Annotated in this window: 19 protein-coding genes, 7 tRNA genes and 1 riboswitch; of the genes, 3 read left to right on the top strand and 23 right to left on the bottom strand. The window is 42.4% G+C overall.

The window, feature by feature from the left end:
• Window positions 1–78: 78 nt before the first annotated feature.
• Entirely contained in the window at window positions 79–1,227 is a 1,149-nt protein-coding gene (locus LJE11_RS02245) for an AI-2E family transporter (RefSeq protein ID WP_173702378.1), read from the bottom strand.
• 457 nt (window positions 1,228–1,684) lie between these two features.
• A riboswitch (purine riboswitch) is annotated at window positions 1,685–1,780 on the top strand.
• 71 nt (window positions 1,781–1,851) lie between these two features.
• Here LJE11_RS02245 and LJE11_RS02250 point away from each other — a divergent pair.
• From LJE11_RS02250 to LJE11_RS02260, 3 genes are all read left to right on the top strand, one after another.
• Window positions 1,852–3,129 (top strand): amidohydrolase family protein, encoded by a 1,278-nt coding sequence (locus LJE11_RS02250; RefSeq protein WP_330584124.1) that lies wholly within the window; start codon window positions 1,852–1,854, stop codon window positions 3,127–3,129.
• Between the two features lie 162 nt (window positions 3,130–3,291).
• Complete coding sequence (locus LJE11_RS02255; RefSeq protein WP_173679297.1) at window positions 3,292–4,668, top strand: NCS2 family permease; 1,377 nt, start codon at window positions 3,292–3,294, stop codon at window positions 4,666–4,668.
• Between the two features lie 328 nt (window positions 4,669–4,996).
• Window positions 4,997–5,923 carry a DMT family transporter gene (locus LJE11_RS02260; RefSeq protein ID WP_055053085.1) on the top strand — a complete coding sequence of 309 codons (927 nt, stop codon included), beginning with the start codon at window positions 4,997–4,999 and terminating at the stop codon, window positions 5,921–5,923.
• A gap of 316 nt (window positions 5,924–6,239) precedes the next feature.
• Here the strand turns inward: LJE11_RS02260 and LJE11_RS02265 are convergent, their stop codons facing one another.
• The 22 genes from LJE11_RS02265 to LJE11_RS02370 form a co-directional block, all read right to left on the bottom strand.
• Complete coding sequence (locus LJE11_RS02265) at window positions 6,240–6,620, bottom strand: metal-dependent transcriptional regulator (protein WP_055053059.1); 381 nt, start codon at window positions 6,618–6,620, stop codon at window positions 6,240–6,242.
• 86 nt (window positions 6,621–6,706) lie between these two features.
• Window positions 6,707–7,411: a purine-nucleoside phosphorylase gene (gene deoD, locus LJE11_RS02270; RefSeq protein ID WP_022380050.1), complete on the bottom strand. Its 705-nt coding sequence runs from the start codon at window positions 7,409–7,411 to the stop codon at window positions 6,707–6,709.
• A 38-nt stretch (window positions 7,412–7,449) separates the two neighbouring features.
• Complete coding sequence (locus LJE11_RS02275; RefSeq protein WP_008706220.1) at window positions 7,450–8,214, bottom strand: hypothetical protein; 765 nt, start codon at window positions 8,212–8,214, stop codon at window positions 7,450–7,452.
• Between the two features lie 98 nt (window positions 8,215–8,312).
• Window positions 8,313–8,393: transfer RNA gene (locus LJE11_RS02280), tRNA-Leu, on the bottom strand.
• 97 nt (window positions 8,394–8,490) lie between these two features.
• Window positions 8,491–8,563: transfer RNA gene (locus tag LJE11_RS02285), tRNA-Lys, on the bottom strand.
• Window positions 8,564–8,573: 10 nt separating this feature from the next.
• Window positions 8,574–8,645: transfer RNA gene (locus LJE11_RS02290), tRNA-Gln, on the bottom strand.
• A gap of 9 nt (window positions 8,646–8,654) precedes the next feature.
• A tRNA-His gene (locus tag LJE11_RS02295) sits at window positions 8,655–8,728 on the bottom strand.
• A gap of 5 nt (window positions 8,729–8,733) precedes the next feature.
• Window positions 8,734–8,807: transfer RNA gene (locus tag LJE11_RS02300), tRNA-Arg, on the bottom strand.
• A gap of 21 nt (window positions 8,808–8,828) precedes the next feature.
• Window positions 8,829–8,899 (bottom strand) — tRNA-Gly (locus LJE11_RS02305).
• Between the two features lie 35 nt (window positions 8,900–8,934).
• Window positions 8,935–9,009: transfer RNA gene (locus tag LJE11_RS02310), tRNA-Pro, on the bottom strand.
• Window positions 9,010–9,451: 442 nt separating this feature from the next.
• Window positions 9,452–9,931, bottom strand: coding sequence for a metallophosphoesterase family protein (locus tag LJE11_RS02315; protein WP_173704477.1), 480 nt, complete (start codon window positions 9,929–9,931; stop codon window positions 9,452–9,454).
• Window positions 9,928–10,512, bottom strand: coding sequence for an XTP/dITP diphosphatase (locus LJE11_RS02320; protein WP_020437077.1), 585 nt, complete (start codon window positions 10,510–10,512; stop codon window positions 9,928–9,930). The genes LJE11_RS02315 and LJE11_RS02320 overlap by 4 nt, the downstream gene beginning before the upstream one ends.
• Before the next feature lie 50 nt (window positions 10,513–10,562).
• Complete coding sequence (locus LJE11_RS02325) at window positions 10,563–11,714, bottom strand: THUMP domain-containing class I SAM-dependent RNA methyltransferase (protein WP_227295447.1); 1,152 nt, start codon at window positions 11,712–11,714, stop codon at window positions 10,563–10,565.
• A 33-nt stretch (window positions 11,715–11,747) separates the two neighbouring features.
• Window positions 11,748–12,290, bottom strand: a complete 543-nt coding sequence (yfcE, locus tag LJE11_RS02330; RefSeq protein ID WP_055053062.1) for a phosphodiesterase — start codon at window positions 12,288–12,290, stop codon at window positions 11,748–11,750.
• A gap of 261 nt (window positions 12,291–12,551) precedes the next feature.
• On the bottom strand, window positions 12,552–12,863 hold the full coding sequence (locus tag LJE11_RS02335; protein WP_025581338.1) for a rhodanese-like domain-containing protein: 312 nt from the start codon (window positions 12,861–12,863) through the stop codon (window positions 12,552–12,554).
• A gap of 125 nt (window positions 12,864–12,988) precedes the next feature.
• Window positions 12,989–13,186: a hypothetical protein gene (locus LJE11_RS02340; protein WP_022379894.1), complete on the bottom strand. Its 198-nt coding sequence runs from the start codon at window positions 13,184–13,186 to the stop codon at window positions 12,989–12,991.
• Window positions 13,187–13,630: 444 nt separating this feature from the next.
• The gene (locus LJE11_RS02345) at window positions 13,631–15,235 is read right to left on the bottom strand and encodes a xylulokinase (protein WP_173704478.1); all 1,605 of its coding nucleotides are present in this window, start codon (window positions 15,233–15,235) and stop codon (window positions 13,631–13,633) included.
• 226 nt (window positions 15,236–15,461) lie between these two features.
• The gene (gene araA / locus LJE11_RS02350; protein WP_008708151.1) at window positions 15,462–16,961 is read right to left on the bottom strand and encodes an L-arabinose isomerase; all 1,500 of its coding nucleotides are present in this window, start codon (window positions 16,959–16,961) and stop codon (window positions 15,462–15,464) included.
• Window positions 16,962–17,010: 49 nt separating this feature from the next.
• Complete coding sequence (locus LJE11_RS02355; RefSeq protein ID WP_008708150.1) at window positions 17,011–18,102, bottom strand: GntR family transcriptional regulator; 1,092 nt, start codon at window positions 18,100–18,102, stop codon at window positions 17,011–17,013.
• A 191-nt stretch (window positions 18,103–18,293) separates the two neighbouring features.
• Window positions 18,294–19,181: a class B sortase gene (srtB, locus tag LJE11_RS02360; RefSeq protein ID WP_055053064.1), complete on the bottom strand. Its 888-nt coding sequence runs from the start codon at window positions 19,179–19,181 to the stop codon at window positions 18,294–18,296.
• The gene (locus LJE11_RS02365; RefSeq protein WP_118566449.1) at window positions 19,178–23,875 is read right to left on the bottom strand and encodes an isopeptide-forming domain-containing fimbrial protein; all 4,698 of its coding nucleotides are present in this window, start codon (window positions 23,873–23,875) and stop codon (window positions 19,178–19,180) included. Before LJE11_RS02365 ends, srtB begins: the two co-directional genes overlap by 4 nt.
• 202 nt (window positions 23,876–24,077) lie before the next feature.
• Window positions 24,078–24,539 (bottom strand): DUF1700 domain-containing protein, encoded by a 462-nt coding sequence (locus tag LJE11_RS02370; RefSeq protein ID WP_008708147.1) that lies wholly within the window; start codon window positions 24,537–24,539, stop codon window positions 24,078–24,080.
• Window positions 24,540–24,770: the final 231 nt, after the last annotated feature.

Here is a 24,770-nt window from a genome sequence, read left to right on the forward strand (position 1 = left end):
TTTACAGTCCTTTTACAAATTTGTTACCAAGTTTGTCCGGACAATAATACATCTTTCTACACATCACGAATCATTTCGTCATAAAACAAGCTGTTTTTTCTCAAGACGGGCATATACCCACTCTCTGAAAAGTGTATAGATGACAGATACTGTCGGAATGAAGATCAGCATTCCCGCAATTCCCATCAGACTGCCGCCAAGTGTTACAGCTACCAGTACCCAGATGGATGGAAGCCCGACAGAACCACCTACCACATGAGGATAGATCAGGTTTCCTTCTATCTGCTGCAGGATAAGGAAAAGTCCCAGAAACAGAACTGCTTTTACAGGACTTATCATAAGGATCAGAAAAAATGCTACCCAACATCCGATAATTCCGCCAAACAGCGGGATCAATGCTGTAAATGAAATCAGGACACCCACCAGCATTGCATATGGAAAATGCAGGATTGTCATGGATACAAAGAACATACTTCCAAGAATCACAGCTTCGATACACTGTCCGGTAATAAAGCTGGAAAAAATCCTGTTTGCCAGATTCCATACATGTGCCAGATATCTGACCGGTTTTTCCGGGAACATTGCGTACATTGCTTTTTTTATCTGCTGCAGGAGCTTTTCTTTCTGCAAAAGGACGTAGCAGGCGAATACAAAGCCAATGGATACATTCATTGCAGTAGTCAGAAGTCCCATGGTGATGGACACTGTGGAGGAAACAATGTTATTGACTCCGTTCTTCAGTACGCCGAGTACAGAATCGATTATTTTTCCCGGCTCAATGTCAAGAGACTGCGCCCATTTCACAACTTCCGGATTGTTTCCGAATACATTGTCGATCCATTTCTGAAAAACCGGAATATTTTCTTCTATCTTTTTCGCTATGTTTACGAATGTTGCCCCCAGTTCCGGTACTACTACCAGCATAACGATCACGATTATACAGATCACAAAGCAGATAGAAAGCACCAGGCTGACCGGTCTTGCCAGTTTTTGGGCTGTTTTTTTCTCTTGTTTCAGGACTTTTCCGAACAGATGATGTTCTATGAATTTCATTGGAATATTGAGGATAAAAGCAATTCCAAAGCCAATGATGAACGGAAAGAGAAAGCCAAGCAGAACTCTGACAGTGCTGATGACTATGTGCAGGTTCTGGACACCCAGGTATAAGAGAATTGCGAATGCGATGAGCCATCGAATTTTTTTTATGTTTTCTTTGTCTAGCTGCATGTTTGTTTTTCCTTTCTTTTTGATATTGGAGAGTATTATATCATATTTTAATAATAAAATGAGGGACGCTTAGAAAAATATTTTATCTGCTATGCGGTTTCGGCATCTAAGAGATTCTAAGTCATCTGAAATCTGCTAAAAGCATGAGAAGATTTAAGAGGACTAAGAATCTCTAAGATGCCTGCAAATGCATAGCAGATAAAATATTTTTCTAAGCTGGTAATTGGAAGGTGGAAAATATCGTATCAATTCGCATGTTAAAAGCCTACATGAATAAGAAAGACTTTAAATATGAAAGAGATTGTATAAGTTCACATGGGATATCATATACTTTATATAAATTCTGCCTGTAAAATGCTTTATAGACTATGAATTATCAAATAGCAATGCAAAAAGAATATTAAATTAAATTGCAGAAAGGAATTGACAGTTAACTACAAATATTTTATAATCATTTTATAAACAATATAAGTAAACTTATATATGTCCATAATCGGTTGGACGTTTCTACCAACTACCGTAATAGTTGTCTATAAGTTCTCTCCCCAGGGAGAAAGAATGAGGTAAAGGCAGCATCGGTAGATTTTTTTTGCCTTTCCTTAACCACAAAAAGGAGGTATGGTTATGAACGAACGGACTTTTGTTTTAAAGGGAACAATTTGCTACAGTAATTCTCTGACAGAACTTTCCATCACTGAAAATGGATATTTAGTATGTGAAGATGGGCGATGTGCAGGGGTGTTTGATGAGCTTCCTGAGAAATTTGCAGGAATCTCATGTACAGATTTTGGCGATGAGCTGATCATTCCGGGACTGACTGATCTGCATCTTCATGCTCCGCAGTATACGTTTCGTGCCTCGGGTATGGATCTTGAGCTGCTGGACTGGCTGAATACTTATACTTTTCCGCAGGAAGCACGTTATGAAGATACAGAGTTTGCAAAAGAGGCTTATTCTGTTTTCGCTGAGGATATGAAGAAGAGCCCGAATACAAGAGCATGTATTTTCGGAACTCTGCATGTCCCTGCTACCGAGATCCTGATGGAACAACTGGATAAAACCGGAATAAAGGCTATGGTCGGCAAGGTAAATATGGACCGTAATGGTTCTCCGCAGTTGCAGGAAGAGAGTGCTCAGGCTTCTGCTGATGCTACGGTTCAGTGGATTAAGGATACGCTTGATAAATTTGAAAATGTAAAGCCGATCCTTACTCCGAGATTTACTCCATCCTGTTCTGATGAGCTGATGGAGAAGCTTTCGGAGATTCAGAAGAGGTATCACCTGCCGATGCAGTCTCACCTTTCTGAGAATTTCGGTGAAATTGCCTGGGTGAAGGAGCTTTGCCCGAATACACATTTTTATGGAGAAGCATATAGCCAGTTTGATCTTTTCGGCGGTGACTGTCCAACGATCATGGCTCATTGTGTTCATTCTTCGAATGAAGAAATTGCCCTTATGAAAAAGCAGGGCGTTTATATTGCTCATTGTCCGCAGTCCAACACAAATCTCTCCTCAGGTATCTCTCCTGCGAGACGTTATCTGGACGAAGGCTTACACATCGGACTGGGCTCTGACATTGCAGGTGGAACTTCCGTTTCTATTCTGCGTGCCATGGCTGATGCTATTCAGGTTTCCAAGCTGTACTGGCGGCTGGTTGATTCTTCCATGAAGCCGCTCACTGTTGAAGAAGCCTTTTATATGGGAACAGAAGGAGGCGGTTCCTTCTTTGGAAAGGTTGGAAGCTTTAAGGAGGGGTATGAATTTGATGCGGTTGTGCTTAATGACAGCACTATTCCAACTCCACTGAAGCTCTCTCCGAAGGACAGACTCGAAAGACTGATCTACCTTTCCGATGACCGCAATATTACCGCTAAATATGTAGCCGGAAGAAAGATTCTGTAACTGCAGGAAATACAGATTCTGATGGTGTTTTTCCGGCATATCGTTAACAAAACGATATGCCGAGACGATTGATTCCAGGAGTTTCACCCTGTTTTTTCGGGATGATTATCTGAGACACCACAAAACAGCCGGCAATTTTTAAAATCAAAAGGGGGAAAGATTATGAATCTTGACAAATTATTCCATCTCAAAGAGAACCACACAGATGTAAAGACCGAAGTTATGGCAGGTATTACCACATTCATGACAATGGCATACATTCTGGCTGTAAACCCAAACATTCTGGAAGCATCCGGCATGGACAGAGGAGCTGTTTTTACAGCGACCGCACTGTCATCCTTTATTGCCACCTGTCTGATGGCTGCGCTTTCTAATTATCCATTCGTTCTTGCACCTGGCATGGGCCTGAATGCCTACTTTGCCTACACTGTTGTTCTTGGCATGGGTTACAGCTGGCAGCAGGCACTGGCAGCTGTATTTGTAGAGGGTATTATTTTTATCCTGTTATCTCTGACCAATGTGCGTGAGGCAATTTTCAATGCGATCCCAATGAACCTGAAACATGCAGTATCTGTTGGTATCGGACTGTTTATTGCTTTCATCGGACTGCAGAATGCTAAGATCGTAGTTAACAACGACTCCACTCTGGTAAGTGTATTTTCCTTTAAATCCTCCGTTTCCGGCGGAACCTTCAATACAGAAGGAATTACAGTTCTTCTGGCGCTGATCGGACTTCTCATCACCGCCATCCTTCTTGTTAAGAGTGTAAAAGGAAACATTCTCTGGGGTATCCTGATCACATGGGGACTTGGCATTATCTGTCAATTGACAGGACTTTACAAACCTGATCCTGCAGCCGGCTGGTTCAGCCTCCTGCCTGATTTTTCAAACGGAATCTCCATCCCAAGCATGGCTCCCACATTTATGAAAATGGACTTCTCCATTGTCTTCACACTTGATTTCGTAGTCATTATGTTTGCATTCCTGTTTGTAGATATGTTCGATACACTTGGAACACTGATCGGCGTTGCTTCCAAAGCTGATATGCTTGACAAAGAAGGCAAACTTCCAAACATCAAAGGTGCTCTTCTTTCTGACGCAGTAGGAACTACAGTAGGTGCTATGTGTGGTACTTCCACAGTTACTACTTTCGTAGAGAGTGCTTCCGGTGTTGCTGAAGGCGGACGTACAGGACTTACTTCCCTGATAGCAGCCATCCTCTTCGGATTATCACTGCTGTTATCCCCGATTTTCCTGGCAATCCCGTCCTTTGCCACAGCACCGGCTCTGATCATCGTTGGATTCCTGATGCTCACATCAGTAACCAAGATTGACTTCAACGACATGACTGAAGCAATCCCGGCATTTATCGCGATTATCGCAATGCCGTTCCTGTACAGCATTTCTGAAGGTATCTCCATGGGTGTTATCTCCTATGTGATCATCAACGTTGTTACAGGTAAAGCAAAAGAAAAGAAGATCAGTGTACTGATGTATGTGCTCGCTGTATTGTTTATTTTGAAATATATCTTTATCTGATATAAATATCAGATACACATTTACAAAAAGAAGTCTCCTGCAGAGGCTTCTTTTTATTTCTATAATCTTCTTTCTCTTTTTATATCTATGATGTATAATTATGAAAGTGTTTATTCATTTTCAGATCAATAAGGCACCGGCACTCTTAAAATATATTTGAAATATTTTATAATATGAGGGCACTGAACAGTTACAAAATTCCAGTGCCTCTGTCCACACTGAATGAATAAATATTTTGTTTTATCCACATTTTATACATTCTATTTACACTTTATTATTTTACACATTAATATAAGGAAGGATTACACACATCATGCAAAAACAACAGATCCCTTTAAAAAATTCCCTGCTCCTGCTTCTCGCAGCGATTATCTGGGGTATCGCTTTTGTGGCTCAAAGCGTAGGAATGAAATACGTAGGAGGCTTTACTTTTAATGCCGTCCGTTCCCTTATCGGAGCAGTCGTTCTGATTCCACTGATTTTTATTCTGAAAAAGAGAAACTCTCCTTCAGATTCTGCTTCCAAAGCATCTGGCAGATCTGACACCTCAAGTAATACTGTATCCAATATGCAGGAGAAAAAAACTCTGATTATCGGCGGTATCGCCTGCGGTATCTGCCTCTGTCTGGCAAGCAATTTCCAACAGTTCGGCATCAAGTATACAACCGTCGGAAAAGCCGGCTTTATCACTGCCTGTTATATTGTGATCGTCCCTGTCATCGGACTATTCCTTGGCAAAAAATGCACAAAATTTATCTGGGCTGCCGTTGCAATGGCTCTGATCGGACTTTATCTCCTGTGCATCACAGATGGATTTTCTATCGGAAAAGGAGATCTGCTCGTACTGGTATGCGCATTTCTATTTTCACTGCACATACTGGTCATCGACTACTTTTCTCCAAAAGTAGACGGAGTAAAGCTCTCCTGCATTCAGTTCCTGACATGTGGTATCCTTTCCGGCATTCCCGCTCTGCTCCTTGAGCATCCGGAACTCTCATCCATCTTGGCAGCATGGCAGCCAATCCTCTACGCAGGTGTCATGTCATGCGGAGTAGCTTACACCTTGCAGATTATCGGTCAGAAAAACATGAACCCAACTGTAGCATCCCTGATACTCAGCCTGGAATCCTGCATCTCTGTCCTAGCCGGATGGATCATCCTCAGACAGCAACTAAGTACTAAAGAAATCCTTGGATGTGTCATCATGTTTGCTGCTATCATCCTTGCACAGCTTCCACAGAAGCAGACAGAATAATATGCAGAGTAGGTCAGAGGGTCTATTCCCTCTTTCCTCTCATCAAACTGCATGTGAGTTTCTCCTTCATACGACTATACGGCTTTCCAGCATTCTTCTTTCTACAGCATTGTACCACACCACCATTCGTTGTAAGCCTTTTTTCGTAATCCTTATTCTGCTCCATGGATATTTCAAACAGAAGGTGGAAAAGAAAAAGTTATTGCTATAGACGGGCATGGAAGCTATGTAACAGAAATAGTAGATGACTAACTTTAAAAAATAAACTCCCCACTTCGTCAGAAATTCATCCGACGGGGGGAGTTTATTTTATCCGCTATTCAACTTCCCCAATCACCTTGTGGAAGTGCTCCTTTATCCTAGTAAAACTCTCATCGCTCAGGTCATGCTCTAACTTACACGCATCTTCTTTTGCAACTTCCGGGCTTACGCCGAGACGTTCCAACATCTTACTCAACACTGTATGGCGTTCATAAATATGCATTGCAATCTGAGCCCCTTTATCCAGAAGCGTCACCGTACCATAACGATCCATCGCGATATAGCCATCCTCACGTAACAGCTTCATCGCATGACTCACACTCGGTTTCGATACCCCAAGCATCGTCGCAATATCAATAGAACGAACACCGCCCCCCTGTTTAGACAACACCAAAATTGCCTCCAAATAATCCTCCGCCGATTTTCTAATTTGCATTCAAAATACCTCCCATATTGTTTTGATATTAACACAATATGAGAAATTTTTCAATCGCTCTTCTTGAGAACAGTCGTCATTAACCCTTAAATTCCTAAAGCAATCTCCATCATCCTGTTAAACGAAGTCTGCCTGGCCTCCGCAGAAATTGCCTCATCCCTGAAAACATGATCCGAAATCGTAAGAATCCCCAGTGCCTCCTTACCGGCTCTCGCAGCATTCATAAACAGCGCCGCACACTCCATCTCCACACAGAGAACCCCCATCTTTCTCCATGCCTTCGAACTCTCCGGATTATCTCCATAGAACGCATCTGAAGATACAACAGAACCCACACGAACCGGTGTACCCTGCTCTTTCGCAACCTCTACAGCCCTTGCAACCAGTTCATAACTTGCTGTAGGAGCAAAAGTCCCCGGCAGCTGATACTGGCTTGCATAATTTGAATCCGTACATGCACTCATGGCGATCACAACGTCCATTACGCTTACATCATCCTGCAGCGCACCTGCAGAGCCAATACGAATGATCTTCTCTACATCATAAAAATTATAAAGCTCATAACTGTAAATACCCATAGATGGCATCCCCATACCGCTGCCCATGACAGATATCTGCTCACCCTTATAAGTTCCGGTATAACCAAACATATTTCTCACTGTGTTAAAACATACCGGATTCTCCAGATATGTCTCCGCAATATATTTCGCACGCAGCGGATCTCCCGGCATCAGAACCTTCTTTGCAATATCACCTTTCTTTGCACTGTTGTGTGGTGTTGGAATACTCATAATCACCCTCTCCTTTCCCGTAATGCTACATCACTGCATTATTTATCATCACCTGTAAGCCGCAGCACATCCCTGATTTCTTCTTCATCCATATCAAGAATAATCGCCAGCTCCTCTACACTGAACTTTGAACTTTCATCCTCTTCATCCTCTGTAAGTTCCCGAACTGCCGCTTCCAGCTTCTCCACCTTTGCTACCAGATAGTCATCCTCAAATTTCCTCTGTGTCTGCTCCTCGATAGCATGGCGGATTCCACACCGGATACGTCCAAGCAGCCATTTCTCATCTTTCTCTTCCGGTTCTTCCTCTCCCAGAGCCATTAGAAGGCTTATATTTGCCTCCTGAATCAGATCAGCGATAAAAATCTCCTCACAGTTCATTTCAACCGCCATTTCGGCTGCTGCATGCAGATACTTCTGTGACAGCTCTGCCTGTGCCAGAGCATCTCCCTTTGAAAGCAATTCAAAAAGTTCTTCCGCACTTCTCTCTCCCTGCTCCTGTTCTTCAAGACCTTCCAGATATTCTTTCAGATATGCCTCTTCCTCCGCTGTCAGAGGAACTTTTTCTTCTTTTTCTTCGGATACTTCTTCCGGTCCGGTCTGAGATGCTGCTGAAATCTCCTCGGCACCCTCAATGGAAATACCTTTTAATTTTAAATACTGTAATATCTTAATCAACTGTGACTTATCCAGGTCAAGTTCGCCAAAGCATTCCTTTATCTGTTCCGGTTTCAATACTTTGCCATTCTTCTCTCCAAGTTCACATACTTCTGTAAGTTTCTGCTGAAATTTCTGTATATCCATAGTCAAAATCTCCCTGTCCTGTTTATAACTTAACTATACAACAAAAAACTATGCCTGTAAAACAAAAAAGCACCGTTTTAACCGGTACTTTTTCTAAATGCGGATAACAGGACTTGAACCTGCACGGGAAGCCCACTGGTACCTAAAACCAGCGCGTCTGCCAATTCCGCCATATCCGCATTTTCTCATATTCTCAGAGTGTACCTGAAAAATCATTCTCGCACTCTGCAAAAGCAATAAAATAGCGGAAACCTCACAGAAGATTTCCGCTATTAATGAAGCATCGGGGATTCGAACCCCGGACAACTTGATTAAAAGTCAAGTGCTCTACCGACTGAGCTAATGCTCCATATAAAAGACTGGGCTAGCTGGATTCGAACCAGCGAATGCAGCAGTCAAAGTGCTGTGCCTTACCGCTTGGCGATAGCCCAAAGGCGAAGGGTGGATACAGGGATTCGAACCCTGGGCCTCCAGAGCCACAATCTGGCGCGCTAACCAACTGCGCTATACCCACCACAGCGTGCCTGAAGGGATTCGAACCCCCGACCCACGGCTTAGAAGGCCGTTGCTCTATCCAGCTGAGCTACAGACACATCTCTCTGTACATACAGAGAAGCGGGTGATGGGAATCGAACCCACGTATCTAGCTTGGAAGGCTAGTGTTCTACCATTGAACTACACCCGCATTTCGCTGAAACGGTAATGTTGTTGTTACAGCAGTCGGGGTGACAGGATTCGAACCTGCGGCCTCCTGGTCCCAAACCAGGCGCTCTAGCCAAGCTGAGCCACACCCCGCTGTTTTTCTTTATTTATTTGTGCTTCGTTGTCCGACGCAAGACATATTATATGTTAAGCAACCCCAAATGTCAACACCTTTTTTCATTTTTTTTTGATTTTTTTTGAAAAAGTGATTTTTTATCCCTCAAAAAGTTCCTGAAACCCGCTAAACACAAGGCTTTGCGGGCTTTTCACTTTTTTCGAAAAAATCGTTTTTTTTGTTCGCAAAAAGGGGTTTTTTACTGATTTTTGAGATTTTTTGTAAAAAGATATTTTTTTTATACAATAAAAAAATCTTAACTTTTTTTATTTTTTCTTCTATTTTTTTACTGTCACGTATCTGCAAAAAGAGGTATTGCCGTTATCCGATCAACAATACCTCAAAAATATACAGTCAGATGAGTCAGGCGGATATTCGCAACCTCCGCAAGTAACTTACCTGATTCAGTTAAATAATTTTTCAGAGGTATCTGATCTCGACCTGAGGATCTTTTCCCTCTTCTATCTGCATAACTGCATAGCTTGGCCTGCGGCCTCTCTGACGCGGGTAGGTAAGACTGCCGGGATTAATTACCAGAATCCCATCCTCATTCTCGATCAAAGGCATGTGAGTATGACCATACATTGCAATCTTACATCCCTTAGCCTGCGCATTCTCAACAAGTTTATCATAATCCTGGGACACAAAATAGTGATGTCCATGTGTAACCAGTATCTTATGTCCCTCCAGGGTAACTTCTTCATCATAGGGAAGATCTGTAAAAAAGTCATTATTTCCTGCGACAATCGTACATGGGCACTCTGCCAGTGCCTCAATGAAAATCTCTCTGCCTTCCACATCACCACAGTGGATCAGATAATCAAAGGGAGCTTCTCTGAGCACTGTCTCTTCCAGATTCTCATCCTGTCCATGAGTATCGCTGACGATCAGTACCTTCATTTCAGTTCATCCTTTATGGCACGTAATGCTTTTCCCCTGTGGCTGATCTTATTTTTCTCTTTGCCGGAAAGCTCTGCAGAAGTACATCCATATTCCGGCAGGTAGAAGATCGGATCATAGCCGAAGCCGTTCTCTCCCTTCTCCTCATAGCCTATACGGCCTTCCATTGTTCCACGCACTGTTTTTACACTTCCATCCGGAAAAGCCGCTGCAACGGCGCATACGAACCTTGCAGTACGCTTCTCGTCCGGAACTCCGTTCAGTCTCTCTATCAGACTTGCATTTTTGATATGATATGAGGTATCTTCTCCCATATAACGGGCAGAATAAATGCCCGGCTCTTTATTCAGATAGTCAATCTCCAGACCGGAATCATCTGCCAGAGTGATCTCCCCTGTCAGTTCGCAGATAGTCTTCGCCTTGATCACAGCATTTTCCTCAAAAGTAGAACCATCCTCTACAATATCTGCATGGATTCCCGCTTCTTTCATAGAAACAACCTCTACATCCATATCTGCAAGGATCTCGCGGATTTCTCTCATTTTATCCTGATTTCCGGTAGCAAAAATTATTTTTTTCATAATCCTTTGTATCCTCTTTTTATTTTGATTTTTCGCAATTACATAAGCACTCAGCTACGGTTTTTCTTCGGTGGGCGCGGCCCAAGGAACTGATAGTAATAGGTCTTAAGCATACCATTATAGATCTTACGGTTTTTATCTGCTTTTCGCCCGATATCGTTCTCCGCTTTCTCATAAGATGTGATCAGATACATGGACCACTTGTCAAGCCTTTCATAGCTTTCCCCGATTTCACGATAAAGCTGAGTTAAATTCTCTTTTTCTTCCAGTCGTTCCCCATAAGGAGGGTTTGTGATGATGAATCCATATGGTTTGGGATGGCGGAGATCTTTTACCGCTCTCTGCTGGAAATGGATCAGCTTGTCCACACCTGCCATTTTTGCATTAGCTCTGGCAGCCTTCAACGCCTCAGGATCAATGTCAAAGCCCTGGATATCTGTTTCAATATTAAGATTTATCCTGTCCTGTGCCTCTTCATTTGCATCATACCAGCATTTTCTCGGAACCAGATGCTTCCATTCCTCAGCAAGGAAGGAACGGTTCATGCCGGGTGCAATATCTGCTGCCATCATTGCTGCTTCAATAGGAAAGGTACCGCTTCCGCAGAAAGGATCTACCAGAATCCTGTCTTTATTCCATGGTGTAAGCATGATCAGAGCAGATGCCAGTGTTTCTGTGATCGGAGCTTTCACTGTCATTTTACGATATCCTCTTTTATGCAGAGATACCCCTGAGGTATCAATACCGATCGTGGCCACATCTTTCATAAATGCCACGCGGATAGGAAAGCTTGCCCCATCCTCTTCAAACCAGGACACCCCGTATACGCCCTTCAAACGCTCTACAATGGCTTTTTTCATAATGGACTGGATATCAGACGGGCTAAAGAGCTTACTCTTCACAGAATTGGCCTTGGCAACCCAGAATTTCCCATCCTTGGGAATATAATTTTCCCATGGCAGGGCTTTTGTCTTTTCAAAAAGCTCGTCAAAGGTTTCTTCCTTTACTTCTGCTACTTTCAGCAGGATTCTTTCTGTGGAACGCAGAAAGATATTGGCATCTGCGATTCCCTGTGCATCTGCCTCAAATGTTACTTTTCCATCCTCTACTTTGGTAATCTCATAGCCCAGATCAAGGATCTCACGTTTCAGCACAGCTTCCATACCGAAATGACATGGAGCGATCAGTTCAAATTTTTCCATTCTTTATCCTTTCTATATGTAGATGGGACTTCCCTATAATTCTATGCTCTTAACAATATTTCCCTCAAAATCCTTAATTGTAAACACACCGTCCTCAAAGATCGCATATGTAGGCGGGTTTCCTTCTTTTGGAATGGAAACAGAACCCGGGTTGAGAAGTACATAGCCTTCTTTCTGCTCTGCTTTCAGTACATGGGTATGTCCATGGATCAGAATATCTCCTTCCTGGATCGGAGGCAGATTATTTTCATTGTAAATATGCCCATGTGTGGCATAAAAGGTTCTTCCATCCAGGTTCAGAATACAGTAGTCTGCCATAACCGGAAACTGCAGGACCATCTGATCGACCTCAGCTTCACAATTCCCACGTACAGCATAAATTTCTTTCTTCATGTCATTAAGCATGGAAATGACCTGTTTGGGAGCATATTCTCTGGGAAGATCATTTCTCGGGCCATGATAGAGCAGATCGCCCAGCAGTACCAGGCGTTCTGCCTTTTCTTCTTTATAGGCATCCAGCATTTTTCTGCAGTAGTATGCAGAACCATGGACATCTGATGCAAACATATATTTCATAGTTTTGTGTCTCCTCTTTTATAGTGTGCCGACGAGTTGATTCTTGAAACAATCTTGCAGGATAAATTTTTTTATTTCAAGGCGGAGGAAGGAGGCGTAGCGGTGGCTACGGCGACCGACGACAACGCGGAAATAAGAAATTTAGACGCAAGATTGTTCGAGAAATCAACTTGTTGGCACAATAGGTATGCCGACAGATTGATTTCTGAAATAACCTGAAGATATACCGGTTCGTATTTTTTCTCTTACACCTTATCATGCTTATGGCGAAATTACAAGATTTCTTCCCCGATATGCTCCAAAACCGCCTATAACAGACCTGGTACAGTACCCAAGCTTTGCAAGCTGCCTTGCAAGCAGAAGGCTTGCCCCGCCCCTGTCGCAGTACAGAACCAGTATTTTCCCTTTTGGAAAGGCTGTATATCCGTCTATTTCTCCATATGGCATGTTTACGGCTCCTTTTACATGACTGTGCATATAAGACTCTTTTTCTCTCAGATCTATGATCAACGTGTCCCTTCGGCCCACATAATAATCCAGCATTTTTGCAGAAATCGTTTCCACCGGAAACATGGCAGACTCCTTTTTGTTATATCATATGATATCAGGGACAGATGTGCCACTGCCTGACAAAAAACAGCCGACACATAAATTGGCTCACAGCAGATCAGGAGGGGCATTTCCCCCTCCTGATCCAATCAATATCTGTCTTCTTCTGAGCTGTAAGACTGGGAAGTTTTATTTTTTGCTTTACTTCTACAATCTGTCTCGTTTTTGCTTTTCACACTGTTTTTTGCATTACCAGCATGGTTCATTTCATTGCCATAGCTGTTCTTATCTGAAGTTCCTGTGTAATTTCTGCTGTTTTTACTCTCAGATTCATAGTTTTTTGCCATTATTATTTTCCTCCTGATGAGATTTATCTGCCCGGATCTCCTGATACTCTGCAAAATCCGGTTTTTTTCTTCCACACTTCATCGCTGAAAGTGCTTCACATTGACTATTATCCCAAAAACCGGGGGGAATATTCATCAAAATATGTTGCTTTTTTCACCAAGCTATATTATAATCATAGCTGTAAAAAGAATTTACCCTTCAAAAATTTTTTTTACATAAACCCCTTATTTAATTATTTATACTCCCCTTGAAAGTCCCGGCAGCTCCCCTGCCGGGGCTTTCTCTTTGTATTTATTCGGCTGCGAATCACTTGATAACAATTTCAGAAAAACTGCAAAAAACAGCATCGCCGGTCTCATGATCTGCGATGCTGCTCTGTTTTTTATATTCTTCTTTTCCTATTCATTTTCATATGCGCCGGCAAACAGTTTGTTTCTCAACATTTACCAGATTTCAGACTCTACTGCTGCTCTTTCAATAGAAAGACCTTTCATATAGCTGTCCATAAATGCATTGAATCCAGCCACACCTTCCGGTTTTGGATCCAGTGTGCTGCTTTCCTGATCTGCAAACACTTTATTATCAAGGAAGCTTTCCAGAGTCTCACCTTCTTCTTTATTTACCAGATAAGAAGCAAGAAGTGCGATTCCCCACGCTCCGCCCTCACCTGCAGTAGCCATTACAGATACCGGTGCATTGACAGCATCTGCCAGAATCTGCTGTCCTACGCCTTTTGTCTTGAATAATCCTCCATGACCAAGAAGACGGTCTACTTTTACATTTTCTTTCTCAAACAGAAGGTTCAGACCTACCCTCATGGCTCCAAGGCATGTATACAGATTGGTTCTCATAAAGTTTGCAAGATTGAATTTGCTCTCAGGAGAACGTACAAATAACGGGCGTCCTTCTTCAAAGCCTGTCATATGCTCGCCTGAGAAATAGCAGTAAGACAGAAGTCCGCCACAGTCCGGATCTCCTTCAAGTGCTTTATTATAAAGGGTTCCGAACAGTTTGTTCATATCCCCTTCCATACCCATAGCTTCTGCAAACTCTTTAAATATATTTACCCATGCATTCAGGTCAGAAGTACAGTTGTTGGAATGAGCCATAGCTACCAGATGTCCGGACGGAGTGGTAACCATATCAATTTCTTTATAAGGTCTGGAAAGCTCTTTTTCCAGAACGATCATGGCAAATACAGAAGTTCCTGCGGAAACATTACCCGTACGTACTGCTACACTGTTTGTGGCAACCATGCCTGTTCCTGCATCACCTTCCGGAGGGCACATCGGGATTCCGGCTTTCAGTTTTCCTGTTACGTCGAGAAGTTTCGCACCTTCTTCTGTAAGAACACCGGCATCTTCACCTGCAACAAGGGCTTTCGGCATAATATCGCGAAGTTTCCATGAGAATCCATAAGGAGCAACCAGTTCATCGAATTTATCAACCATCTCCTGGTTGTAATCTGCCTTTGTGGTATCAATCGGGAACATACCTGCTGCGTCACCGATACCGAGAACTCTCTTTCCTGTCAGTTTCCAGTGGACATAAGCCTCCAGAGTTGTAATATAATCGATATCTTTTACATGTTCCTCGCCATTAAGAATTGCCTGGTACAGATGTGCGATACTCCATCTCTGAGGAATATTGTAATTAAACAGCTCCATCAGCTTTTCACTGGCTTCCCCTGTAATATTATTTCTCCATGTACGGAATGGTACAAGAAGTTCTCCCTCTTTGTTAAATGGCATATATCCATGCATCATGGCGCTGACGCCAAATGCACCTACAGATTCCAGTTCTATGTCATATTTTGCCTTCACATCCCTTGCCATATCCTGATAACAGTCCTGAATGCCTGTCCAGATATCATCAAGGCTATATGTCCAGACACCGTTTTCATAACGATTTTCCCATTCATGACCGCCAGATGCGATTGGCTGATTTTTATCATCTACAAGTACTGCTTTGATCCTGGTAGAACCAAATTCAATACCAAGCGCTGTTTTGTTAGCGAGAATCGCTGCTTTTGCTTCTGCTGCTCCCATTTTTATGTACCTCCCTGTTTCTCTGTTATTTATGATTACAGATCATTCGACAATCTATAATCATATATTGTTTGTACACCAATATTATTGCATTTCTTTTATTGTTTTACCATGGAAATTTTACGGTTTTAACATACTTTTTATTACTTTAAACTTCTCAGGGCGGCCATTCCAGGCAGTTAATTTCAGCCTGATATGACAGCCTCTGTATTAATTACAAAAATTATTATTTTCTGAATGCAAGTTCATTCCATCTCAGTTCATTCTTGAAATCACGAATATTTGTATCTTTATCAATGTAAACAGCTTCAATACCCATAGCTGCTGCCCAGTCACCCATCTGCTCTGCTGTCAGGTCATAGGAAAATGCTGTATGGTGGGCTCCGCCTGCAAGGATCCATGCTTCTGCACCTGTCTTAAGATTTGGCTGTGGTGTCCAGAATGCACTTCCTACAGGAAGCTTCGGCATCGGTTTCTCAACCTTCTTGCATTCCACATCGTTGATGATCAGACGGAAACGGTCTCCAAGATCGATCAGGGATGTTGCAATACCCGGGCCTGTCTTGCTTGTGAATACAAGTCTTGCAGGATCTTCTCTGTCACCCATGGAAAGCGGGCATACTTTAATGCCGATCTTACCATCTGCGACAGACGGGCATACCTCAAGCATATGAGACTGAAGGATTCCTTCTTTTCCAGGTACAAAGTTATATGTATAGTCTTCCATCATGGAAGTTCCTTTTGCATCTTTTACACCAGCTGTCATGATCTTCATCAGACGAACCATTGCAGCTGTCTTCCAGTCGCCTTCTGCACCGAATCCATAGCCTTTTTCCATAAGTCTCTGGATTGCAAGTCCGGGAAGCTGTTTAAGAGCACCCAGATCTCCAAAGTGTGTAACGATTGCCTGATAATTTTTCTCTTCCAGGAATTTCTCAAATCCGATCTCAATCTGAGCCTGAACTGCTACATGACGTTTAAATTCTTCCGGATCTCTTCCCTCAAGAAGAATATCATATTTGCTGTAGTATTCATCTACCAGCGCATCTACATCACCTTTAGCTACATCTTTTACATAATCAGCAATCTCATTTACAGGATAAGCATCAACTTCCCATCCGAATTTGATCTGTGCTTCTACTTTATCACCTTCTGTAACAGCTACGTTTCTCATGTTATCTGCTACACGACATACGCGGATATGGCTGCTCTCCATGATACCAACTGCTGTACGCATCCAGGAAGCAAGTCTTTCCTGAACATCTTTATCTGCCCAGTGTCCGACAATAACTTTTCTTTCGATTCCCATTCTTGTAACAATATGACCATATTCACGACCGCCATGAGCAGACTGGTTTTCATTCATAAAATCCATATCAATGGTATCATAAGGAATCTCCTCATTAAACTGTGTATGAAGATGGCAAAGCGGTTTTCTGTATTCTTTCAGACCAAGAATCCATGATTTTGCCGGTGAGAAAGTATGCATCCATGTGATAACACCTGCACAGTCCTCATCTGCATTTGCCTCATTAAATGTTTTACGGATCAGTTCGTTTGTGATCAGTGTTGGTTTCCATACTAATTCAAATGGAAGAACACCACTCTTGTTTAATTCCTCAACAATGATTCTGGAATGCTCAGCAACTTTTCTTAAGCACTCATCTCCGTAAAGATCCTGTGAACCTGTACAAAACCAGAACTTATAGTTTCTTCCTGTTTTCATGATAAAATTCCTCCCGGATTTATTTTTATTTTTTATTTATTTCATTTGTTTACAATATTTTTCTGCATGATCCCCGTATGATCAGTTCCGGATAAATCAGTCTTTCAACCTTACTTTCTTCTTCAGGAACTCCGTTGATCTTCTCAAGTATAAGCTCTGCTGCCATTTCTCCCAGCTTTTCCTGCGGATGAGCTATCGTTGTGATTCCGCTTCCTCGCTGAGCATACAGTGAATTGTCATAACCGGTAATGGAAATATCATCCGGTATCCTGACTCCCATTTTCTCCAGTTCTTCCATAACCTGAACAGCAATCTGATCATTGTAACAGACGATTCCATCCGGAAGCTGTCCGCTCTGTACCATTTCTTTTGCCATCAGTGCAGGTTTTACTTTCCTGTCCTCTGTATGAAACCAGACAACATCATCAGGATCATAGGCAATCCCTGACTCCTGTAAGGCCTTCACATATCCCTTGTGGCGCTCCAGTCCCTGCATATCGTCTGCCTTAAAGAAACCCTTGATCTTTTTATGTCCCAGTTCCAGCAGATATTTTGTTACAAGATAGCCTCCCTGTGCATCATCCATAAGAATATGAGGTTTATCCCTCATTTCTGAATAGATTCCCTGAATAAACACATACGGAATTTCAAATTTATCCAGATTCTGATAAAGATTTCTGTGTTTACAGATCATCTCACTTTTGCTTGGTTCAATGATCAGTCCATCAATATCTTTCTTCAGAAGTTCCTCCAGACATCTGGCCTCTTTCTGTCTGCTGTTTGCTGTGTTTTTCAGGATAATACTGTAACCGCTTTCTGAAAGGACATTATCCATTCCCTGTATCAGTCTCGGAAAAATATAATCAGAAATATATGTGGTCACTACCGCAATATTCTTTGAATTCTTTATATGGCGCATATTCTCAGAGCAATAAGTACCTCTTCCGTGAAATGCCTCTACATATCCGTCCTGCTCCAGGATTCCCAGTGCTTTACGAACTGTATGTCTACTCAAGGAATATTTCTGTGAAAGCTCGTTTTCTGAAGGAAGCTTCTCTCCCGGTCGGATAGCTCCTGACATAATATCACTTCTGAGCTGTTCCATCAGTGAGAAATATTTCGGCTTTCCATTATCTGTCATGTCTTCTTCCCTCCTGTATTTAGGATACAACTTGTACGCACGTACGAACAAGTTGTTTTTTATGCATAAATTATACAAAATATCGAGAGATTTTTCATTAGTTTTTTCCAAAACACCTCGAGGGATAGTGATGTGTGAACAGTAACAGTTCATCCTTTACGAAAGTTACCAATATCCGATTGATTTCAACATCACTTCGGCTCAGCTTTTTCTATACCATAACATTCATGGCAAATCCCATGTACCGCCATACGTATTTCTTTATCCAGACGTGAATTACAGGTGATCAGAGTCACCATTCTCTCCCTTTCATCAGGCTCTACTCCTGTGTCATACATGGAATTATTTTTCAATATAGATAATTGTCTCCTGTATGCAGGACTGGATAACTTGTATCCATATTCAAATGCCGGGCTTTGGGAAGATGCCTGTTCCACAGAAAAAATTTTGTACAGAAACTTTCTTTTTGGTGTTGTGATCTCAATTTCAGGACATTTTTTTAGAAATTCAGGCTGTTCATAACGGTTCAGATTTGCAAACATCATATTACCTTCTATATTATGCCCGTAAAGAATACTGTGGGAATCTGTGAAATTCTTTTTTATGTCATGTTCCAGAAAAATACATCCAAACAGATCTTCCTCTCCTCTGAAATTATGTTTCAGGTAATATTCATCATCTGCCGCCTGAACTACAGGATAAGAAATATCGGCTCCCGGGACAGTAATCCAGGCAACTGTCTGAGAGTTGATCTTTCTTAAATTTTCCCAGGAAATCCCGAAGGATTCCCTGATTTCATCTGTACAGTTTTTGTTTTTTGATTCAGAAGATCTTCTCTGTTTTTTCCTGCGTTTTTTTTCACTGTTTTTTGTACTGCTGTCTTCATCAGTTTTTTTGCCATCTGCCAATAATCCGGCACCTGCTCTGTTCTTCACCCCTGCCATTTTGGAAAGCTCTGCATATTCCTGCCTTGCTGCAAGATTCTGTTCATAACTTTTTATATAGAAGCCGGCACAATATATAAGAAGCCCAATTGCTGCTATGATCATACTTACTGCAAATGTTCTGAGTTTTTTCATTTCCGCGGCATACCCTTTATATTTCTTTTCCCGGAAACAGTTCTTCTGTAGATCACCACACCTCCTGTCAGCAGTCCCATTCCGATAAGTCCAAGAACAGCCATCATTTTAAACGGTCTGACATCTCCTGTTTTAGAACTTCCTGCCATGGAACCACCCTGATAGCTTCCGTATCCACCCGAATTTCCGTAACTGCTGCCTCCGTTTCCGGAAGTTGTGCCTCCATTATTTCCACCATTGTAAGATGCCAACGGTGCTTTCGTCGGTACAGGAGTCATTTTCGGGCAGGTTCCCGGTACAGATGGTGTTGGTGTGGCTTTTGGCTGCTCCGTCGGTTTCGGTACTTCTGTAGGTTTTGGTGTCTCTGTCGGCTTTGGTGTTTCTGTTGGTTTCGGTGTTGCAGACGGTGTTGGTGTGGCAGTGGGTTCTGCTTTTGTTTTCACATATACCTCCTGCTGCGCCGCAATTTCCGGTGAAATATCTCCTCTTGCTTTCGCTGTGTTTACAATTTTTTCAGGCTCTGTGCTTTCTGTTTTAAATACCACTTCATAGCAGACTTCAATTTTATCCATATCTGACAACGATGCTCCTGTCTGAATTACAAATCCTGTATCATCTGCCTCTATTTTGGCATCTTTCAGCTCTATGCCGTTTTTCTTCACAAAAATGCTGTCTTTTACAATAGAAGCCCCTTGGGTTTCCAGTTTATCTTCGATAACAATATTCTGATCTGTGACATCCTCACGCAGTTGTCTTACTGTCAGCTTATAGTATCCTTTCTCACCGGACGCATACTCTTTCTTATCTGATTCCTTCACAATTTCCAGAATCGGACTGTGTACCTCTGTCTCTGTTTCCCCGGTTGCAGGTATCTTTTCACTGCTGTCTGCAACTGCAGTATTGTGCACTTTCTGTCCTGCCAGGGCTGCATCAATCACTGCTGCCTGATATTCCACGATCATACTTTTCTGTTCCTGACAGTCCAGAGGATTATACATTACCTGCTCAAAAAGACCGCCTTTATCATTATCGCAGATACTATATCTGCTGTCCCTGACCAGTGTCCTGCCTGTTGACATCAGGAAAGTATTATCATCATTGATCTGTACATCAGCATCTGCCACATTTCCTTTCTCATCCATCAGAATCACCGAATCCTTCAGAAGACGTACTCCCTGAGTATCGATCACATCCTGCAGAGTAACATTACGCGCCACACATCCGGTCTGCTCCTGTGTCAGGACAATGCGGTATGTAATAATATCACCATATTTGTAAAATGGTTTGTCCGTCGTCTTCTCTACGTTAAGAACAGGCGAGTTCACCCAGATTTTTGAGGAGTCCTTTACTTTCTGTGCATTATCTGCATACGCCTGTGCTGTATTTACAATCTCCATCCCATTTACGCTTTCCTGCGCAGTACAGCGGAAATTAACAGTCACAGGTGTCTGATACGGAAGATCTGAAATCGTCACGATCCATCCGGTTCCCTGACGTGTAACCTGACAGCTGACCGGTTTTTCCACTGTTTCTTTATAATTTTCCGGATTCAGCTGATTTCCTGCATCATCAGTTCCTGCCACCGGATTCTGAATAACAGCCGGAACACCGCTTACAGTAACAGCATCTTCAGCTCCGTCCAGAGCCAGCCCTTCAGGAAGGGAAAGATCACTGATCACAAGATTTCTTGCGATAGATCCCTTCTGAAGATTATTAACCGTAACCTGATAATTCACCTGTTCTCCTACCCGAAATTCATTTTCCGCACGTCCGTCCCCGGCTGCCAGATATGGATTCTGAAAACTTTTCTCAATAGAAAGAACTGCTGTATTTACATACACTTCTGCGTCATCCTGTGAAACAGGGGCATTCTGCGCCTGCACATTGGCAACATTAATGCTTTCCATTCCATTTGCCGCTTCCGCAACTGTGCAAAGGAAAGAAATCATAACCGGAGTATTTGCCGGAAGATCTGAAATGTTCAGTCTCCATCCGCTTCCCTCCTGAAGAAATTCATAATTCACCGGTTTCTCTGATGTCTCATTATAAAATTCCGGATTGAGCTGGTTCAAAACATCTTTGGTCCCTGCTGTCAGCTGCGTAATATTCTGTGGGATTCCGCTTACCGATACATCCTCTGCCGATGAAAGCGCAAGTCCTGCCGGCATACCGGTATCCCAGACAGTTACGTTCCGGGCCACTGTACCTGCTTTTTTATTCTCCACCACCACATTGTACTGTACCTGTTCTCCGACCTGCCATTCATAATGATCTGCAGATTTCTCAATCCAGAATTCTCCTGAATTTACATATACTTCTGCATCATCAGATCTCTCATCTGTATTAGCAGCTTTTACAGTTGCTGCATTTACGCTTTCGTGTCCATTTGCCTCTTCCTGTGCGATACAATGGAAAATAATCGTTACAGGCTGACTGTATGGCACATAAGAACAATAAAAGGAAAATCCGTTCTCATCTGCATTCAACTGAGAATCCACAGATCTCGCTTCATATGCCTGTCCTGTTTTCTTATCCGGTACGGGATAGTTTACCTGTTGCTGAACTCCCAGTACTTCCATGCTCTGTGCACCACCTGCCAGAACCAGTCCCTGCGGCAGACCAATATCAGTAATAGTTACATCTTTTGCAATTGTTCCTGCCGTTACATTATTCACCACGATCCGGTAAGCTACCTGCTCTCCTGCCTGCCATTCATATTTGTCTGCTGTTTTATCAATTTCAAGCTGTGGACTGTTCGGCCATACTTCTGCCATATCCTTTCTGGATTCCTGTTCTCCTGTCTCAGGATTGATCAGATTATCCGCTGTTGCAGTCACAATATTTTCCCATTCCTGTCCATTGGAATCCGCAGATGCCTGACATTTAAAACGGATTGTGATCGTCTCCCCATACTTCAGGGACGGACACTCTGCTTTCCATCCATTTTCTCCCTGTCCGGTAAGCGTACAGTTCTCGCCTCCCTGACTTGTCTCTACAGCATACTGCCCTTCCAGAAACTGCAGACATGATGGAAGCTCGTCTGTAATAACAACATTTACTGCTTTTACATCCTGTTTTGTCTGAGAAACCAGAACCTCATAATCTATGATATCTCCCGTTTTCCATTCATACTGAGAAGTATTTTTCTTTACTTCCAGTTCCGGTGGAATCACACCCTTTACCCACACTGTTTCCGTATCCATTGTATCTCCGCTTCCGTTTGTACGTTCATAACTCATGGATGCATGGTTTGGTACAAGAATACTGTATCCATCCTCTGCAAGGTATTTTGAAATGTTAATTTCTGATTCCGGTCTCTGGCGTACTTTTAAAGTAAATGTGTAAGTCTGATTATCTGTAAATGCTTCATCCTGAAGGCTCTCTGCTTTGGCCCTGCAGGTCACTTTCTGTCCTTCAACAGCAACATCAAACCAGTCTGTCACTGTCTGCCCTGCATCATTCACAATACTGACTTTTGATGCATCCTCTATAGTAAGACAATCCTCAAGTATATCCTGTACCACAAAGGATTTCAGTCTATTGGGTGTCACCTCCGCCCGGATCATATACTGGAATTCCTGTCCCTGACGAATGCCAAAAGGTTTTTCTTTTGATGTGGCAGCTGCCTGTTCCCATGTACAGTTTGCCTCTCCCACACGTTTCTCAGGCGCTTTTTTCATCTCAACATCACCGAAACAATAGGATGTAAAATCAAAATATGCATATGCTTTGCAGTATTTCTGTCCTTTAAAGTTCGGACAATAACTGTTGCCTGATGGATCCAGATATTTATTTCTTGTAATCTCTGCCCATCTTTCCTGAGAACCGGCTTTTGCAATGGCATCTTCACGACTTTTATCCCATTTATCCAGTCTGAACTGATGACAGAATTCTACCGTAAAATTATCTGTATTATAAAAAAGATTCAGCCATCCTCTCGGATCATCCGGCTCAACGGAACCAAGGGGTGAGCTTACAGAATTCCCATCTACCGTCAGATAATCATTGTTTTTCAGAACATATGCATTATCCAGACTGCTGTCTGACGGAATACGGACTCCCTGTCCCGCATCAATATCACGTATGGTTCCATGGCCACTGATCGGCAGTGTTTCTTCTGTTCCATGCTTCAGAAACTGAAACTTAACCTTTGCGTATCCTACAGAATAAATAAATACACCGATACTGTTTTTGGAAAAGCCAACCATTGGATAAGCTTCATTATCTTTCCATGCAAACGTAGCTCCGCCTTTATTCTGAACAATCGATTCTGCAGTGCGCAGATCATAACGGGGTTCTGCATTCTCTACTCCCACAAGAATGAGTCTGACATCAACAATATTTCCATTTCCATCTTTTCCTACATTGTTATAACGCATCCCTGCGCTTCCGGCTTTATAGTCCGCTCCTACACGAACGCACTCTGTGTCACGTTCACTTTTTCCATTGTCTGAAAAAGCTTCCCTGTCCAGATTATCACACCCAAAAGATTCATATGTGGTAATTCCGGGCTGAAACTTCATGTTAAAGCGATAACCATAATCTACCACCTTGTCACTGTCCCATGTTTCTACAGTTAACGGTGCCGCCTGAGTTACGCAGACAGGCACAAGCCCCAGAATTGCCTGCAGAATAAAAAGCATTGCAAGCAGCAAAGCTCCAAGGCGTTCTTTCAGTTTGAAATTGTGTTTCATTTTCCGTCTCCTTTCCGAACAAAAAATATAAAAATGAATGTGGGATTTTTCCCTGCACCTGGCAGGATTAAAGAATAGAAATAAGTTGAGATTGTATGATTATAAATATTCAAGGGGAATTAATATCGTGAAACAAGAACGTTTACACTTAAGATTTTAAGATTCTGCGCAGGGTTTCTTTTCTGAAACCCTGCACAGATTTTCATTGATCATTTCTTTTCTTCAGCCATGAAAGAAAATAAAGAATAATTGCAAGAATAATAAAAAACGGAATCGCAACTCCGATTATCAGTATCAGTAAAACAATTATAACAGCCGCCGCTGCAATAACAACAGCCTTGCCATGCCAGGTAGAAAGATCGATTACTTTTTTCCATCTTTTCTCCTGCTGATGAGGAAGCTCTGTCTCATTGCCATAACTACTTCCGTAAGAAGAATACTCTCCGTAATCTTCCTGTGTACTTCCATCATCTGTATCGATCAGAGTTTTTGCTATCAGATGCGGGTCTCCCAGTTCCTGCAGTACTTCCTGCTCTGAACGTCCGCCACGTACCTGAGACTGTATATAATCTTCATAATACCTGATATGTGCTGCTGCTTTGCCCTCCTGCATCTGCCCGGCAAGCTGGCTTCTCAGGATTTCCAAAAATTCTTTTCTGTTCATCTTCTACACTCCATTTTGCCAGAAATACATATCAAAACTCTACTGCTCTCTCCGTTATCAGTAACGTTCGTACTCTTATTTTACCATATATACCGCAGGTAGCAACTAATATAATCATAAACTTTTTATGAAATTCTTATAAACTCAGTTACTGTTCACTCCGTTCTCAGTAACTGAGCCAAAATTCATTCCAGATTGCCTGCGGCAATGGAATTTTGGCTTGTATGTCTC

It is taken from the genome of Blautia sp. DFI.1.216 (assembly GCF_020594215.1).
GTDB classification, from domain to species: domain Bacteria; phylum Bacillota; class Clostridia; order Lachnospirales; family Lachnospiraceae; genus Blautia_A; species Blautia_A wexlerae.